15 protein-coding genes are annotated in these 15,214 nt (G+C 62.5%); 10 read left to right on the plus strand and 5 right to left on the minus strand.

Translation table 11 applies throughout. The features are described 5' to 3' along the window. Position 1 precedes the first annotated feature (1 nt). Positions 2-1,369 (plus strand): MltA domain-containing protein, encoded by a 1,368-nt coding sequence (locus QEZ49_RS14250; RefSeq protein ID WP_280387894.1) that lies wholly within the window; start codon positions 2-4, stop codon positions 1,367-1,369. Continuing rightward, the gene (locus QEZ49_RS14255; protein WP_280387896.1) at positions 1,339-2,028 is read left to right on the plus strand and encodes a Smr/MutS family protein; all 690 of its coding nucleotides are present in this window, start codon (positions 1,339-1,341) and stop codon (positions 2,026-2,028) included. Before QEZ49_RS14250 ends, QEZ49_RS14255 begins: the two co-directional genes overlap by 31 nt. A gap of 201 nt (positions 2,029-2,229) precedes the next feature. On the opposite strand, the gene QEZ49_RS14260 is transcribed toward QEZ49_RS14255, so the two are convergent. Continuing rightward, on the minus strand, positions 2,230-2,730 hold the full coding sequence (locus tag QEZ49_RS14260) for an invasion associated locus B family protein (protein WP_280387898.1): 501 nt from the start codon (positions 2,728-2,730) through the stop codon (positions 2,230-2,232). Positions 2,731-2,859: 129 nt separating this feature from the next. Continuing rightward, positions 2,860-3,399: an RNA methyltransferase gene (locus tag QEZ49_RS14265; protein ID WP_280387900.1), complete on the minus strand. Its 540-nt coding sequence runs from the start codon at positions 3,397-3,399 to the stop codon at positions 2,860-2,862. 112 nt (positions 3,400-3,511) lie between these two features. Between QEZ49_RS14265 and QEZ49_RS14270 the strand changes: the two genes are divergently transcribed. Together QEZ49_RS14270 and QEZ49_RS14275 are read left to right on the plus strand one after the other, a co-directional pair. Next, positions 3,512-4,486, plus strand: a complete 975-nt coding sequence (locus QEZ49_RS14270; RefSeq protein WP_280387902.1) for an NADPH:quinone oxidoreductase family protein — start codon at positions 3,512-3,514, stop codon at positions 4,484-4,486. A gap of 647 nt (positions 4,487-5,133) precedes the next feature. Continuing rightward, complete coding sequence (locus tag QEZ49_RS14275) at positions 5,134-5,778, plus strand: DUF2865 domain-containing protein (RefSeq protein ID WP_280387903.1); 645 nt, start codon at positions 5,134-5,136, stop codon at positions 5,776-5,778. Positions 5,779-6,152: 374 nt separating this feature from the next. Here the strand turns inward: QEZ49_RS14275 and QEZ49_RS14280 are convergent, their stop codons facing one another. From QEZ49_RS14280 to QEZ49_RS14290, 3 genes are all read right to left on the minus strand, one after another. Beyond that, a complete protein-coding gene (locus tag QEZ49_RS14280; protein WP_280387905.1) occupies positions 6,153-6,335 on the minus strand; it encodes a hypothetical protein in 183 nt (60 codons plus the stop codon). Further along, complete coding sequence (locus QEZ49_RS14285) at positions 6,301-7,125, minus strand: sterol desaturase family protein (RefSeq protein ID WP_280387907.1); 825 nt, start codon at positions 7,123-7,125, stop codon at positions 6,301-6,303. The genes QEZ49_RS14280 and QEZ49_RS14285 overlap by 35 nt, the downstream gene beginning before the upstream one ends. A gap of 118 nt (positions 7,126-7,243) precedes the next feature. Beyond that, positions 7,244-9,271, minus strand: coding sequence for a thioredoxin domain-containing protein (locus QEZ49_RS14290; protein WP_280387909.1), 2,028 nt, complete (start codon positions 9,269-9,271; stop codon positions 7,244-7,246). A gap of 117 nt (positions 9,272-9,388) precedes the next feature. Between QEZ49_RS14290 and mnmE the strand changes: the two genes are divergently transcribed. The 6 genes from mnmE to QEZ49_RS14315 all read left to right on the plus strand — a co-directional run bounded on the left by mnmE (position 9,389) and on the right by QEZ49_RS14315 (position 15,187). After that, positions 9,389-10,741 carry a tRNA uridine-5-carboxymethylaminomethyl(34) synthesis GTPase MnmE gene (gene mnmE, locus QEZ49_RS14295; protein WP_280387910.1) on the plus strand — a complete coding sequence of 451 codons (1,353 nt, stop codon included), beginning with the start codon at positions 9,389-9,391 and terminating at the stop codon, positions 10,739-10,741. A gap of 172 nt (positions 10,742-10,913) precedes the next feature. After that, entirely contained in the window at positions 10,914-12,791 is a 1,878-nt protein-coding gene (gene mnmG, locus QEZ49_RS14300) for a tRNA uridine-5-carboxymethylaminomethyl(34) synthesis enzyme MnmG (protein ID WP_280387913.1), read from the plus strand. Next, on the plus strand, positions 12,791-13,216 hold the full coding sequence (locus tag QEZ49_RS17285; RefSeq protein WP_348534818.1) for a 16S rRNA (guanine(527)-N(7))-methyltransferase RsmG: 426 nt from the start codon (positions 12,791-12,793) through the stop codon (positions 13,214-13,216). The genes mnmG and QEZ49_RS17285 overlap by 1 nt, the downstream gene beginning before the upstream one ends. Further along, complete coding sequence (locus tag QEZ49_RS17290) at positions 13,113-13,460, plus strand: RsmG family class I SAM-dependent methyltransferase (protein ID WP_348534819.1); 348 nt, start codon at positions 13,113-13,115, stop codon at positions 13,458-13,460. Before QEZ49_RS17285 ends, QEZ49_RS17290 begins: the two co-directional genes overlap by 104 nt. A 5-nt stretch (positions 13,461-13,465) precedes the next feature. After that, complete coding sequence (locus QEZ49_RS14310) at positions 13,466-14,290, plus strand: ParA family protein (protein ID WP_068462993.1); 825 nt, start codon at positions 13,466-13,468, stop codon at positions 14,288-14,290. A 21-nt stretch (positions 14,291-14,311) separates the two neighbouring features. Further along, positions 14,312-15,187, plus strand: a complete 876-nt coding sequence (locus QEZ49_RS14315) for a ParB/RepB/Spo0J family partition protein (protein WP_280387916.1) — start codon at positions 14,312-14,314, stop codon at positions 15,185-15,187. Positions 15,188-15,214: the final 27 nt, after the last annotated feature.

Below are 15,214 nucleotides of genomic sequence, written 5' to 3' on the forward strand. Positions count from 1 at the left end.
CATGTCCGGTGATCGCGCATCCGGCTTTTTCCGTGTCGTTCGCACGCCATGGCCTATGCTGGCTGCCACCTGCGCAGTCGCGCTAGTTGGCGGCATTCTCGCATCAACGACCGCAGCGATAGCGCAGACCGCCATGGCCAAAGACGCCAGCCCACCAGCCAAGAAAAGCGCCAGCGGCAAGAGCAAGAAAGCCGCCCGCAACTCGGTACCCGAAGCCAAGCTGGAGGCCGCTTCCTTTGCTGACCTCATCGGCTGGGAAACCGACGATCACCTCAAAGCTTTCAAGACGTTCGTGAAATCCTGCGACGATGCCATCCGCATGGCCGAAAGGCCGACAACCCGCGCGATAGCTCAATGCCGCGTTCCGGGCAGTGTGCTGGCCTCCGCCTGCCGGCTGGCGCAATCGGCGGACGTCTCGACCAAGGCGGCGGCCAAAGCCTTCTTTGAAGCCAATTTCGCGCCGCACCGCGTCGTCCATACCAAGAACGAAGGCCTGCTCACCGGCTATTATGAACCGGTCATGCAGGGCTCGCGCACCCGCCAGGGCAAGTTTCAAACGCCGGTCTATAAGCGCCCCACCGACCTGATGAATGTGGTCGATGAGGCCGACCGCGCTTCGCAGCAGGATGGTCTCACCCACGTCCGCCGCACGTCGTCAGGCACCTCCGCCTATCCCACCCGGGCCCAGATCGAGCAGGGCGCGCTGGATGGCAAGGGTCTGGAGCTGCTGTATCTGGAAGACGCCGTCGAAGCCTTCTTCATGCACATTCAGGGCTCAGGCCGTGTCGAGCTCACCGATGGTACTACGGTGCGGATCAACTACGACGGCAAGAACGGGCACCCCTATTCATCCATCGGCCGCTACCTGATCGAAAACGAGATTCTGCCCGCCAATCGCATGTCCATGCAGGCGCTGGGCAAATGGCTGCGCGAAGACAAGGAACGCGGCCAGAAGGTCATGTGGCAGAACCAGTCGTATGTGTTTTTCCGCGAACTGGCTGACGGCGAAGGGCCGATGGGTGCCATGCAGGTGGAGCTGACTCCGGGCCGCAGCTTGGCGGTTGACCCTGCCTACCATGCGCTCGGTACGCCGATTTATCTTTCCGTGCCGGGCCTTAAGGGTGCAAAAAAGGATGATGGCTTCCATCGATTGATGGTTGCACAGGATGTTGGTTCTGCCATTAAAGGGGCGGAGCGAGGCGACATCTATTTCGGTTCTGGCACGGCTGCCGGCAAACTGGCTGGCACCACGCGGCACGCCGGAAACTTCTATGTATTGCTACCCGTAGCTGCCGAAGCGGTGGCCGGACAGGGTTTGAGGTTCGGCGAGCACCTGCAATGGCAGACGACAGTGAAAAGCGCCCGCTGAAAAAATCCCCGTGGGGCAAGAAAAATCCCGCGCGTCTGACAACGGAAGAGCGCGCACTGTGGGAGTACACGGCGCAAAGCATCAATCCCATCAAGGGCAAGAAGCAGCGCTTTCACCCCGCCGTCCCTGAAGACGAGCCGCCGGAAAAAGATGCGGCTCCAGCGCCAGCCAAAAAAGCGCCGCCCGGCAAGATGGTCCGCGTCGCCAAGCCGACCATACCTTCACCACCTCACACCCTGATCAAGCGTCCGCCAGCGTTGCCCGCACCGGGGCCATCACCGCTGGAACTGGAGCGCCGCAAGGCACGCAAGCTTTCCTCCGGCCGTATCGAAATCGAAGGCCGCATCGATCTGCACGGCATGCGTCAGGCCGAGGCGCACAGTGCACTGTTGCGCTTCCTGCATCGCGCCTATGGCGACGGCAAGCGCTGGGTGCTCGTTATCACGGGCAAGGGCGCGCCGGTGAAAACCGCCTATGACGAGCGCTTCGACGGTGACGGCGATTTGCGCGGTGTGCTGCGCCGGAATGTTCCCCGTTGGCTGGCCGAGCCCGATGTCTCGCCGCTCATAATCGGTTTCACAACCGCTGCTATCCGGCACGGTGGCGAGGGCGCGCTTTATGTCCATCTGCGCCGCCGCCCCGGCATGCCGGATATCTAGAGCCTTCAGCGTTTCTTGAATCTCGGGACAGCTCTTGGTGTTTGTTTTGTCGTGCTTCCTGTCGGAAAACGGGTGCTTTCTGGAGACACCGCAATAAAACAACGGGCAGCTCTACCGTTGTGAAACTACCCGTCGCAAATTTCAAAAACAGCACAGCATTCTGCGCGGCCAATTGCCGAACACGTCAGCCAGATGCTGCGCTTAGCTGCCGGGGCAGGTTGCCGCCAGCTTGTCCAGCGCTGCCGTGATGCCCATCAGCGAATAGGTGTCGGTGGTGTTGGTGCCGCGCGCCGAGGTTGCCTTCACCAGTGCGTTCGAACCCTTCTTCATGGTTTCCACCAGTCGCTGTTCTTCGGCGGCGTCGGAAACGAACCCGCGCTCACCTTTGACGAACAGCTTGAAGGTGTCCGACCCGACCGTCACCGACATATCCTTATCGGTGTTGACCGGATAACCCACTTTCACGCTCGGTTCGGTTTTCACACCGTCCTTGGGCCAGGCCGAAATGTAGAAGAATATCGGACCGCGATTGGCGCCCAGTGGTTCAACTGCCTGCGGCTGCGATGCGATGAAGCAAACTTCCTTCGCTGCGTCGGCATAAACGCTCCAGGCGCCCTGCTTTTCGACGAGGTCGACATTTTGTGCGGCGGCGGTGCCGACAAACGCAAAAATTGCGATGGCCGATGCGATAGTTGTGCGCATTGGGTCCCTTCCTCAAAAGTCGAAGCGCTTATTATAAGGTCAGCATATGCATCCTGCTGTCCGGCGTCATCCGCCTGTCCCCATCTTCTCCCGCTTCTCGACGTGAAGATGGCCTCATTGCGCGATGTTTTATTGTGATGTTTCTCTTGGGCCACCCTCACGCACCGGTCGGTCGGCAAATTTCCCCAGCGTCCGCACGCGATCGTACATGACGATTGCGCCCGCCATCGCAACATTGACGCAGAAACTGGTCGGTATGCGGATCACGTAATCGCATTTCTCCAGTAGCGGTTCCGAAAGCGAACCCTGCTCCGGACCCAGCACGTAAGCTGCCTTCATAGGATGGCGGAAGCTGGGTAAATCAATCGCTTTATCAAGCAGTTCAATACCGACGAGTTTGCAGCCCTGCGGTAGCGTCAGCTCTTCCAGGCCCGCCCAGTTGTAGTGCGGAAGATGCAGTTGGCTCTTGGAGGTGTCAGCAAATGCTTCCAGCGCCTTGTATGTCGCTCCCACCGTGAACGTGAAGCTGGCGCCAAACCCGTGCGCCGAGCGCATCAGGTTGCCAAGGTTGCGCGACTTCGACATTCGCTCCGCGCCGATAGCGAAATAGCCACGCGCCTTCGGTGGCCAGTTGGTATGCGACCAGCTTGGGGCCGGCTGATTGGTCATTGCTGATTTTCCCTTGTCGCCCGCTTGCGGTGCAACGCGGGGCGTGGTCGAAAAGGCGCGCAGGGTGCACGCGCCCGAGTATCGAAATTTCTGTTCTGCCAAGAGGTTTTACATGAAAGCGGCCCTTTGTAAGAGCCTCGATGGCCCCGCCGGCGTCTCGGTGGAAGAAATTCCGACGCCACAGCCCGGTGCGGGCGAGGTGCTGGTCCGCGTGAAGGCCGCGGCGCTCAACTTCTTCGACACGCTCATCACGCGCGGAAAATACCAGTTCAAGCCTGAGCTGCCGTTCTCTCCCGGAGGTGAAATCGCGGGCGTGGTCGAGGCGCTGGGCGAAGGCGTCAGCGGCGTTGCCCTTGGTGATCGCGTCGCCGCCTATGTCGGTTGGGGCGGCGCGCGCGAACAGGTCGTTGCGCAGGCCGATCAGCTTGTTGCCATCCCGGCAGTCGTTTCCGATGAGGGCGCTGCTGGCATCGCCGTCACCTATGGCACCGCGATGCATGGCCTCAAGGATCGCGGCCATCTGCAGGCGGGCGAAACCGTTGCGGTGCTTGGTGCTGCGGGCGGCGCCGGTCTGGCAGCAGTCGAAATCGCCAAACTGATGGGCGCCCGCGTCATCGCCGTGGCCTCGTCAGAGGAAAAGCTCGCCGTAGCCCGCGCGCACGGCGCCGACGATGCGGTCGACTATGCCGGCCGTGACCTGAAAGACGGTCTCAAGGCGCTGACCGGCGGCCGTGGCGTTGACGTTGTCTACGATTGCGTCGGTGGCGACAGCGCCGAAGCCGCATTGCGCGCCATGGCCTGGCAGGGGCGCTTCCTCGTCATCGGCTTTGCGTCGGGCGACATCCCCAAGATCCCGCTCAACCTGCTGCTGCTGAAGGGCTGCGATGCCATCGGCGTATTCTGGAGCGAAGCGGTGAAGCGCGATCCCGCCGGACACCGCGAGAACATGCGTCAGGTGTTGCAGTGGGTGGCCGAAGGCAAGCTCGCGCCACGCATCCACGGCACATTCCCGCTGGCGAGCATTCGCGATGCGCTGGGCGTCATCGATCGTCGTGAGGCGGTGGGCAAGGTCGTGCTCAAAACCTGATAAATAACATTAACATAACACAATAACAAACTGATTTATCGATAAAATATAGAATCCAACTATATTGGATATGTTCCGGCTACCGTTCCGGCTACCGTTCCGGCTACCGTTCCGGCTACCGTTCGGGATTGAAACCATCAGCGGAGCGAAGCAGTTTTTGCCTGCCCCTGCCCCTGCCCCTGCCCCTGCCCCTGCCCCTGCCCCTGCCCCTGCCCCTGCCCCTGCCCCTGCCCCTGCCCCTGCCCCTGCCCCTGGAAGGATTCCTACGTGCTCGGCGGCCGGCTCCCGGAACGGGAGTCGCCGAGCGCCATAAAAAGCTGACGTGGTTTCCGACCTGCGTCGGGATGACGGTGTGGGAGGCGAGCGGCGCAGCGCATCAATCAGCGCTGGCGGCCGGCTGTGCGGAGCACAGTCGCCAGCGCTACCTAAAACTCCCCGCAGGGGAGTCGCCGAGCGCCAGAAGATAACCCTTTCCCCCTGCCCCGCATTAACCTCATGCAGCAGATCGGAACCGTCGTTCAGAAATTATTTGCCATATGGGGGCGATGCTGACCGCTGAGTGTTTTTGGGTGGGGCGTTGCGTTCGATGCGGGTTTTTCGTTTTGGGTTGATGGCGCTCATGGCGCTAACGGGCGCGGCTGCCGTCGGTGTGGCCCGCGCAGGCCGAAGGCTTCTTCTCCAAGCTGCTCGGCTGGGGGCAGCGTCAGGTCGAGCGCAACATCAATCCACCCACCTATAACTACGGCTACAGCGGCCAGGGCGATGGCTACGATCGCAGCTACGACCACTACAGCTACGGCGGCGGCAACTGGCCCACGGACAACGGGCGTTATCGCACCCTGTGCGTCCGCACCTGCGACGGCTTCTATTTCCCCATCGGTGATGGCGTCGGCCGCGAGCGGCTGCATCAGGATGCGCGCGCGTGCGAATCCCGCTGCACCAGCGAAGCGCGTCTCTACTATTACCCCGTGCCGGGCGGCAGTCCCGAAACGATGGTTGACCTCGCCGGTCGTCCCTACGTGCAGGAGCGCAACGCGTTTCTCTATCGCAAGCAGCTCGTCTCCGGCTGCACGTGTAAAGCTGCACCCTGGTCGGCTGAATCGGCAGCGCGCCACCGCGCCTACAAGGACGACGACCGCATGATGGCGGATATGCGCCGCAGCGAGCAGCGTTATGCCGGACCGCCCGCGGGCGGTGGCAGTGGCGGTGAAATCGAAGCCTATCTCATGCGGCAGGGGCCTGACCCGCATTCGCAGCAGTCGCCGTGGGATGGTGGCGTCAGCCGTTACTGAGCGGCCGTCCTCCATTCAGGGAGGCCGCGCGGGCAGGCGCGTCGACACAGCCCATCACTTCTGAAGTTGCCGCAGGCAAAGCCAAGGCGGCAAAGGCCACGCGCTCCACAAGTCTTCATTTCAAGACTTAGCACTGCGCTACATCACTATGAATCATATGATGTTTCACGTGTAACAGTTTCTTCAGTTCTGCTGCCGTCGCACCGGCCTCTTACCCGACCGCCCTGCCGAACCATTGCGCCACAGCTGTCCCTTCCCAAACCACCCCGCTGCAATCCCAAAACAAAAAGCCCCCGCCGTTGGGCAGGGGCTTTGAGTTGTAACAGCGTTATTTGTGGATCGGCCACCGACTCAGCGGACCCGCGCCCGCTGTTCTATTCCGCAGGGTTCACCAACCGGCGTGCTTCCTGCGCCGGTGTCTCCTGAGCCGCCTTCTTGTAGCGCTCCGGCTCACCCTGCCCCGGCTCGTAAACCAGCGGTAGCAGGAACTGCTCTATGTAGCTCTTCGGGAAGTTCGGAATCTCATCGACGACCAAGATCGCTGGCCTTGATCTCACGTGGCAGGTTTCCTCGTGGAACGTGCCCAGCATCCGGTCCCAGCACGTCCAGCAGCAGGCCGAAGTTGCAGTCGCCCTCGGTGCCCCAGTTCACCTGATGCAGGTGATGAATGCGGCCGATCGAGAAGTGCTTCTGAAGCGGGCCAAGCCGCGCGTCCACGTTCGAGTGTTGCACGATCAGCGTAATCGAAATCGCGAAGCCAAGTAGCACGGCCACCGGGATCGGCATGCCCATGATCACCAGCGGCATGCTGCCAACGATCATATCAAGCGCCTGGTGAGCAGGATGGCGCATCACGCCGTTAAAGCCGTACAGCCGCCCGACCCCGTGATGCACGGCATGCAGACGCCAGAGCACCGGAAAGCGATGGCTCAGGTAGTGCATGATCATGAACACGAAGTCGGAGATCAGGTAGGCCATCAGCAGCTGAGCCCACAGCGGCCATTGATTGGGCCAGATCTCGGCGTTGAACGGAAACAGCCAGACGATCAGCGGGATCAGCAGCACGCCGTTGATGCTCTGCATCTCATAAACAATGAGATGGATGAAGTTGGTCGGCACGTCGCCGTGGGCGTCGTGATCGTTCCACTCATCAAAGAACGGCGCGATCTTTTCTGAGGCGAAGGCAACCGCATAGGCAAGGCCAAGCAGCGGTGCGAGCCACAGATAGGCCCAGACGTTATCGCGGGCGATCACAAGTTCAGTAACAACCCAGTACGCGGCACCGATAAGGCCCAGCATCATGAAGGGCGCATAACCGTATCGGACGATAGCGCGGAGTGCTGACATCATTGTCTCCGGTCAACAGGCGAGGCAGAGCCTCTGGCATAACGGAGGTAACGGACACTGAACTAGCCGGGCCTCCATCGGTCACCGCCAATCAGGCGGCCTCCGGGCGGATTGTTCTTTACAGACTTCGCTGCTGTTTCAGCATCTTTGCAACTTCCATGGGCTCGGTCAGCGCAGGTGAACACTGCGGGCCAAGGCACACATAAGCCGTTGCTCTTGAGTTATTGGCACTCTTGTCGCGAAGGCCGGGCAAATCCGAGCCGTCTGCGTCGCCACAAAAAGCGTACTGCATTGCGCCGGGCAAAGAAATACTTCTGATGACCTCCATCAGTTCCACGCCACCTTGGAGATGCTGGCCCGCGACAACGACTTGCTGCGGGCTTATCAAATCGAATGTGCTCGCCAGTAGCCCTGTGTGTGCAACCACACTGCGCCCGATATCTCCTGCATATGTGGCCAGCAACGCCTCGGCGCGCGCGAAGTAGCGCTGTTCACCGCTTATGGTTGCCAAAGCAATAAGATTGGCCAGCATGATTGCATTGGCATTCGGTGTCGCATCATCGGTGCCGGGCTTCAGCCGAAGGATCACATCGCGCGTATCGTCGGCTGAGGTTGCATAGCCGCCCTGCTCGCTGAGCCAGTAATGGCGGTCCAGCACATCTGCCCACGCAGCGGCCTGATCGAAGTAGCGCCGCTCGCCGGTCACCTCAAACAGCCGCATCGCGCCCCAGATCATGTTGGCGTAGTCGGATGCGGTTGCCGGCGCTTTGGCGATGCCGGCGCGCCACGAGTGTTGCAACCGGCCATCGCGTTGCATGTGCGTCACGATGAAATCGAACGCCTTCTTGGCCATATCCAGCCAGAGTGGTTGATCGAACACGAACGACGCGCGGGCCAGCGCCGCGATCATCAGGCCGTTCCAATCGGCCAGAACCTTGTCATCCCAGCCGGGGCGCACGCGTCCATTGCGCACCGCCATCAGCTTCGCGCGCAGATCCGCCAGCCGCTGCTCGTCGGCGTCGCTGCGCAGCGCCATGCTGCCGAGCCGGTTGAGGATGTTGTGGCCTTCGAAATTTCCGTCGGCCGTCACGTCGTAGATTTCGGCAAAGAAGCGTCCGTCCTCATCGCCCAGCACATTCAGCACTTCATCCAGCGACCAGACGTAGAACTTGCCTTCCTCGCCTTCTGAATCCGCATCGAGCGATGCCGCCAACCCGCCGCCCCCCGCGATCATCTCGCGCTCAAGCCACGCCACCGTTTCCGCCACGCGGGCGCGATACAGCGGCGATCCCGTCTCCCGATAGACTTCCGTCATCAGGTCGATCAGCAGCGCGTTGTCGTACAGCATCTTCTCGAAGTGCGGCACCAGCCAGCGCTCATCGACGGAATAGCGCGCGAAGCCGCCGCCGAGGTGATCGTAGATGCCGCCCTGACAGATGTTGTCGAGCGTCAGCACTACGGCGTTGCGCGCAGGCGCGTGGTCATAGCGAATGCCGCCGCGCCACAGCAGCCAGAAGATGCTCCACTGCGGAAACTTGGGCGCGCCCTGCAGACCGCCGCGCACCGAATCGACGGCGGGTACCAGGCGCTGGGTCAGATCCTTCAGCAGCCGATCGTCGATCGCGGGAGCAGCGCTGGCCGGCTTCGGCTGACCCACGGCGGCGGTCAGCGCGCGCGCGTTCTCGGCCACCTTCTCCGGCTCGTTGCGGAATACGTTTGCCACCTGACGCAGCACATCTACGAACGCCGGTCGGCCAAACCGCGCTGTGTTGGGGAAATACGTGCCGCCCCACACCGGCCGCGCACCGCTGTCGAGAAACATCGTTAGCGGCCAGCCGCCCTGCTCTCCCAGGGCGTGCAGCGCGCCCATATAGATGGCGTCGATGTCCGGGCGCTCTTCGCGGTCCACCTTGATGTTGACGAACAGCTCGTTCATCACCGCGGCCGTCGCTTCATCCTCGAAGCTCTCGTGCGCCATCACATGGCACCAGTGGCAGGCGGCATAGCCCACCGACAGCAGGATCGGCTTGCCGGTGCGGCGGGATTCCTCCAGCGCTTCCGGTCCCCACGCCCACCAGTGGACGGGGTTGTCCTTGTGCTGCAGGAGATAGGGGCTTGTTTCTTTGTTCAGGCGGTTTTCGCTCATGCGGCCCTCCTTAACCTTCAAGGGGTAGATGGGCGCTTAATCCGCCGATGCCATTCGATTCTAAGCCGGGATGGCCGCAACTGCACATCACGATGCCGCCAGCACCACGGGTTTTTCATGCCTAAGGCCGACACCATCTTCGCACTCTCCAGCGCGCCCGGAAGGGCAGGCGTGGCGGTGGTGCGCATCAGTGGTCCTGCCGCTGGTGAGGTTGTCGATCGGATGGCACCACCGCGTGGTGACACCCGTCGCGCAGTACTGCGCCGCATCCGTCACCATCAGAGCGGCGATGTCCTGGATGATGCGCTCGTGCTCTGGCTCCAGGGCCCCCGCACCGAGACCGGCGAAGACATGGCGGAGCTGCATTTGCACGGCAGCCCGGCCATCGTAAGCGCAGTTTTAGAGGCGCTGGGCCGCTTTCCCGGCTGCCGTATGGCCGAGGCAGGCGAGTTCACGATCCGCGCCTTCCGCAACGGCAAGATAGATCTGGCGCAGGTGGAGGGTCTGGCCGATCTAATCGCCGCCGACACCGAAGCACAGCGCAAACAGGCGCTGGCACAGGCGCAGGGTGCGCTTTCGAAGCTCTACGAGGGCTGGCGCGGCTTACTCATCGAGGCCAGCGCACTGGCCGAAGCCGCTATCGATTTCTCCGACGAAGCCGATGTCGCCGACGACGCCTTCGCCCGCGCCCGCACCATTGTTGCCGAAGTTCTGCCGGACATTCAGGCCCATCTGGATGACGGCCATCGCGGCGAAATTTTGCGCGATGGCTTTCGCGTCGTGCTGGCGGGCGCGCCGAATGCGGGCAAATCCAGCCTTCTGAACGCCCTCGCGCGCCGCGACGCCGCCATCGTATCCGACGAAGCAGGCACCACCCGCGACGCCATCGAGGTGCGTCTGGACCTCGGCGGCCTGCCCGTCATCGTCACCGACACCGCCGGCATCCGAGAGGCTTCCGGCGCTATCGAGCGCGAAGGCATTCGCCGGTCGCTCGAGCATGTCCGGGAGGCCGATCTCGTCCTCTGGCTTGCCGATGCTCGCGAGCCGCTGCCCGCAATGCCTGCTGAAGTCGCCCACCGCGACCCGGCGCAAAGCCTCACCGTCGCGACCAAGATCGATCTACTGCCCGCCGCTTCTGCCGACGCGCCGCCTTTGCCTTTCGCCGCCGATCTCGCGATTTCGGTCCGCACCGGCAATGGCCTCAACGCCCTCATCGAGCGCATTGCTGCCGTCGCCGGGCAGCGTATAGGCGACCAGACCACCCCGGCCCTCACCCGCGAGCGCCACCGCGAAAGCCTGAACCACTGCGCTCAGGCCCTCGCCAGCTTCCTCGCGGGCGACGCCGACCAGCACGAATTGCGCGCCGAAGACTTGCGAATGGCCGTTCAGGCGCTGGGCCGCATTACCGGCCGCGTCGACGTCGAAGACATTCTCGGCCAGATTTTTTCGCGATTCTGCATTGGCAAGTAGTTGCGTTGTTTCACGTGAAACGATTCGTTTACCATTCCGGTGCCAGCTCGGCGGGCGTTCCGCCCCTTTGACGATTCGCGCCGTCTGTGGCTTTTTCCGCTGTGCCGCCTGATCCAGAGCTGCGAATAGGTCGCCAGCCTCCGATCATCGGCCGAATATCAGGTTCAAAGCGATGACTGACGCCAGATTCGACGTGATCGTGGTGGGCGGAGGCCATGCCGGTTGCGAAGCCGCGGCCGCCGCAGCGCGCATGGGCGCGCGCACCGCGCTCGTCACCCACCGGTTCGACACTATCGGCGAAATGTCCTGCAATCCGGCCATCGGTGGGCTCGGTAAAGGCCACCTGGTGCGTGAGATCGATGCGCTGGACGGGCTGATGGGCCGGGTCGCGGATCAGGCCGGAATTCAGTTCCGCCTTCTGAACCGCTCCAAAGGCCCCGCCGTTCAGGGCCCGCGCACGCAGGCGGACCGCAAAATCTACCGCCAGGCCATGCAGACGGCCATCCGCGAGACCGCAAATCTTGAGGTGATCGAAGGTGGCGTCGAGGATCTGATCGTCACCAATGGCCGTGTTTGCGGTGTCGTAACCCGCGATGGCCGCTCGCTGGCCGCTGGCGCTGTGGTTCTAACCACCGGCACGTTCCTCAACGGTCTGATCCACCTTGGCGAGGAGCAATATCCCGCTGGCCGCGCCGGAGAAGCCCCCGCGCTCAAGCTTTCCGAGCGTCTATATGGCTTGGGCCTGCAACTCGGTCGCCTCAAAACCGGTACTCCGGCTCGTCTTTCCAAGGCTTCCATCGACTGGGATAGCCTGGAACAGCAGGCCGCGGACGACCCGCCGGTGCCGTTTTCCTTCCTGACCGAACGCATCACCACCCCGCAGGTGACTTGCGCCATCACCCGCACCACTGAGGCCACCCACGCCATTATCCGCGCCAATCTTGAGCGCTCGGCGATGTATGGCGGCCGGATTTCGTCCACTGGACCGCGCTATTGCCCGTCCATCGAGGATAAGGTGGTCCGCTTTGCCAGCCGCGATAACCACCAGATCTTCCTGGAGCCGGAGGGGCTGGACGACGACACCGTCTATCCCAACGGCATTTCGTCCTCGCTGCCGGCCGATGTGCAGGACGCCTTCATCCGCACCATGCCGGGGCTGGCCAATGTCGTCATCAAGCGCCCCGGCTACGCGATCGAATACGATTACGTCGATCCCCGCGAGCTGAGCCCCGCGCTTCACGTGAAACGGCTGCCGGGCCTGTTTCTGGCCGGTCAGATCAACGGTACCACCGGATATGAGGAAGCGGGCGCGCAAGGCCTGCTGGCCGGCATAAACGCTGCGCTGCTGGCCGGTGGCGGCGACCCTGAATTCGGCGTTTCCCGCGCCGATGGCTATCTCGGCGTCATGGTCGATGACCTCGTCACCCGTGGCGTCACTGAGCCCTATCGTATGTTCACTTCCCGCGCCGAATACCGGCTGCGGCTGCGCGCCGACAATGCCGATCAGCGTCTGACGCCCCTTGGCGGCGCAATCGGTTGTGTTGGCGAAACAAGACGAATCGCCTTTGAGGCCAAATCCGTCGCCTTGGCTGACGCAACCCAGCTTTTGCGGGAATTGTCGCTCACGCCCAATGAAGCCGGTCGCCACGGCCTTGACGTTAACCGTGATGGCCGCCGCCGCTCAGCCTTTGATCTGCTGGCCCTGCCGGATGTCGATATTCAGCGCCTTGCCGCCATCTGGCCGCAGATAGGCGAGATCGCGCCCGCCATCGCCGAGCAGGTTTACGTCGATGCCCGCTACGCGTCCTATGTGAACCGTCAGGAGCAGGATGTCGCCGCCCTGCGCCGTGACGAGGCCCTCGCGATCCCTGAAGGCTTCGATTTCGCTGCCCTGCCAGGCCTTTCCGCCGAGGTGCGCCAGAAGTTGGAGCGTAATCGCCCCGCCACCATCGCCCAGGCGGCCCGCATTGACGGCATCACCCCCGCCGCGCTTCTGCTGCTGCTGGCACAGATCAAAGCCCAGGCCGCCAAAACCCGGAAATCTGCCTGATGGGCGAACACTCGCGATCAGAATCAGTGGCCGGTCCGCAGGATTTCGCCCGCCTTTTCGACGTTTCACGTGAAACGATTGATAAACTTCTGACCTACGAGGCCCTGCTCCGGCAGTGGCAACGGACCATTAACCTTGTCGCCCCCAGCACGTTGGATCAGGTCTGGTCGCGCCATTTCGCCGATTCCGCCCAGCTTTTCCGCTTCGCGCCGGAAAACGCCACCAATTGGCTGGATCTTGGCTCCGGCGCCGGCTTCCCCGGCATGGTTTTGGCCATAATGCTGGCCAAACGGCCTGGCGCGCAGGTCACCATGGTCGAAAGTGATACCCGAAAGGCAGCATTCCTCCGCGAAGTGGGCCGTCGCTGCAGCGCAGCTGTGGACATCCGCGCGGAGCGAATCGAGAAAGCCGCGACTTCAATCTAAGCTTGGAGGCGTCGACGTTATCACTGCGCGCGCGCTGGCACCCTTGCCGCGCTTGCTGGAACTTGCCGCACCTGCATTCTCAGCCCACACGGTGGCGCTGTTTTTGAAGGGTCGCGAAGCTGAGGCCGAAGTAGCGGCAGCAAGAAGGCGGTGGACGTTTGACGCGACGCTGGAGCCAAGCTTGACCGATGCTGGCGGGAGAATAGTCGCGATAAAGGCGTTGGAGGTCGAAAGAGAGGAGTAGTGGCGATGGGCGCGACGCGACCAGGTGAGCCCCGCACATTGGCGGTAGCCAATCAGAAGGGCGGCGTCGGCAAGACGACCACGGCAATCAATCTCGGCACGGCGCTGGCCTCAATCGGCGAGCGCGTTCTCATTATAGATCTTGATCCGCAGGGCAACGCTTCCACCGGGCTTGGCATCGATGTCGATAGCCGGCCCCGGACGGCGTTTGATGTGCTTACCGGCGGGCTGGGGCTGGTCGAGTGTGCGCTGGCGACAGCGGTGCCCGGCCTTTATGTGGTTCCCGCAAACTCCGATCTCGTGGGCGTCGAAAGCACGCTGACCGACGCCAACCGGCCCTACAAGTTGCGTGACGCTGTAGCGGCGCTCGGCGCCCGTCAGCGCAATCTGCCGCCGGATCAGCAGTTCAAATACATCCTCATCGACTGTCCGCCGTCGCTCAACCTGTTGACGCTTAACGCGCTTTCGGCGGCAAATGCGGTTTTGGTGCCAGTACAATGCGAGTTCTTCGCGCTGGAAGGTATCTCCCAGCTCAAGGAATCGATCGACCAGATCCGCGCCACGCTCAACCCGTCGCTCGAAATCCAGGGCGTGGTGCTGACGATGCACGACGCGCGCACCACGCTGTCACGTGAAGTGGCGGACAACGTCCGGGCGTTCTTCGGTCCCAAGGTCTACGAGACCATCATTCCGCGCAACACGCGGGTGGCCGAGGCGCCGTCGCACGGCAAGCCGATCCTGCTCTACGACTTCGATTGCGCGGGCAGCCAGGCTTACATCCGGCTTGCCACCGAGATCATCGAGCGCGAAGGCCGTAACAAGGCCGCTTAACCTAACCGCCTAAGAGGGATCATGAACGCCCCCCTTCCCAGCCGCCTCGGACGCGGATTAGCAGCTCTGATGAAGGAGCCGACGCCCGGCAGCGCGCCGCTTCCGCCCGAAGGGCAGCAGCGCATGGTGCCGACTGTCGATGTGCGCTCAAGCAAGCTCAACCCGCGCAAGGAGTTCCGTGAGGAAGATCTTGCCGAGCTGACGGAATCGATCAAAGCCAAGGGTCTGGTGCAGCCGATCATCGTCCGCATGGCCGACGGCGGTGGCTATGAGATCGTTGCCGGTGAGCGCCGTTGGCGCGCGGCACAGAAGGCTGGCCTGCATACGGTTCCGGTGATCGTTCGCGATCTTACCGATCAGGAAGTTCTCGAACTCGCGATCATTGAGAACGTCCAGCGCGCGGACTTGAACGCGATCGAGGAAGCCGCTGGTTATCGCGAGCTGATCGAGCGCTTCGCCTACAGTCAGGAGAAGCTGTCCGAGATCATCGGCAAGTCGCGCAGCCACGTTGCCAACACGCTGCGCTTGCTGAAGCTGCCGGATGGCGTCCAGACCATGGTACAGGATGGCCGCCTCACGGCTGGGCATGCCCGCGCTCTGATTGGCCGCGACGACGCTGAAGGTCTGGCGCAGCGCATCGTTGAGCAGAACCTCAACGTGCGCGAGGTCGAGGCGCTGGTGCAGGGAGGCGGTGAAGTCGTGCCTGCCGGTGGCGCGGTTCCGCGCGTTGCCCGTGAAAAAGACCCCGACACCAAGGCTTTCGAGCGCGATCTTTCAAACGCCCTCGGTCTCAAGGTTGAGATCAAGCGTGGCTCGGGCGAAAGCGGCAACCTCATCATCAAGTTCGGTAATTTCGACCAGCTCGACTATATCCGGCAGCGCCTTGGCGGCGCTTGAGGGGTTAGCTGGAGCCGACAGGCTTTG

Source organism: Hyphomicrobium sp. D-2 (assembly GCF_029872155.1).
Taxonomy (GTDB): Bacteria; Pseudomonadota; Alphaproteobacteria; order Rhizobiales; family Hyphomicrobiaceae; genus Hyphomicrobium_A.

Excerpts from the sequence above, each read along its gene's own strand:
- QEZ49_RS14250 (WP_280387894.1), top strand. The coding sequence starts at position 2 with ATGTCCGGTGATCGCGCATCCGGCTTTTTCCGTGTCGTTCGCACGCCA.
- QEZ49_RS14255 (WP_280387896.1), top strand. The coding sequence starts at position 1,339 with ATGGCAGACGACAGTGAAAAGCGCCCGCTGAAAAAATCCCCGTGGGGC.
- QEZ49_RS14260 (WP_280387898.1), bottom strand. The coding sequence starts at position 2,730 with ATGCGCACAACTATCGCATCGGCCATCGCAATTTTTGCGTTTGTCGGC.
- QEZ49_RS14265 (WP_280387900.1), bottom strand. The coding sequence starts at position 3,399 with ATGACCAATCAGCCGGCCCCAAGCTGGTCGCATACCAACTGGCCACCG.
- QEZ49_RS14270 (WP_280387902.1), top strand. The coding sequence starts at position 3,512 with ATGAAAGCGGCCCTTTGTAAGAGCCTCGATGGCCCCGCCGGCGTCTCG.
- QEZ49_RS14285 (WP_280387907.1), bottom strand. The coding sequence starts at position 7,125 with ATGTCAGCACTCCGCGCTATCGTCCGATACGGTTATGCGCCCTTCATG.
- QEZ49_RS14290 (WP_280387909.1), bottom strand. The coding sequence starts at position 9,271 with ATGAGCGAAAACCGCCTGAACAAAGAAACAAGCCCCTATCTCCTGCAG.
- mnmE (WP_280387910.1), top strand. The coding sequence starts at position 9,389 with ATGCCTAAGGCCGACACCATCTTCGCACTCTCCAGCGCGCCCGGAAGG.
- mnmG (WP_280387913.1), top strand. The coding sequence starts at position 10,914 with ATGACTGACGCCAGATTCGACGTGATCGTGGTGGGCGGAGGCCATGCC.
- QEZ49_RS17285 (WP_348534818.1), top strand. The coding sequence starts at position 12,791 with ATGGGCGAACACTCGCGATCAGAATCAGTGGCCGGTCCGCAGGATTTC.
- QEZ49_RS14310 (WP_068462993.1), top strand. The coding sequence starts at position 13,466 with ATGGGCGCGACGCGACCAGGTGAGCCCCGCACATTGGCGGTAGCCAAT.
- QEZ49_RS14315 (WP_280387916.1), top strand. The coding sequence starts at position 14,312 with ATGAACGCCCCCCTTCCCAGCCGCCTCGGACGCGGATTAGCAGCTCTG.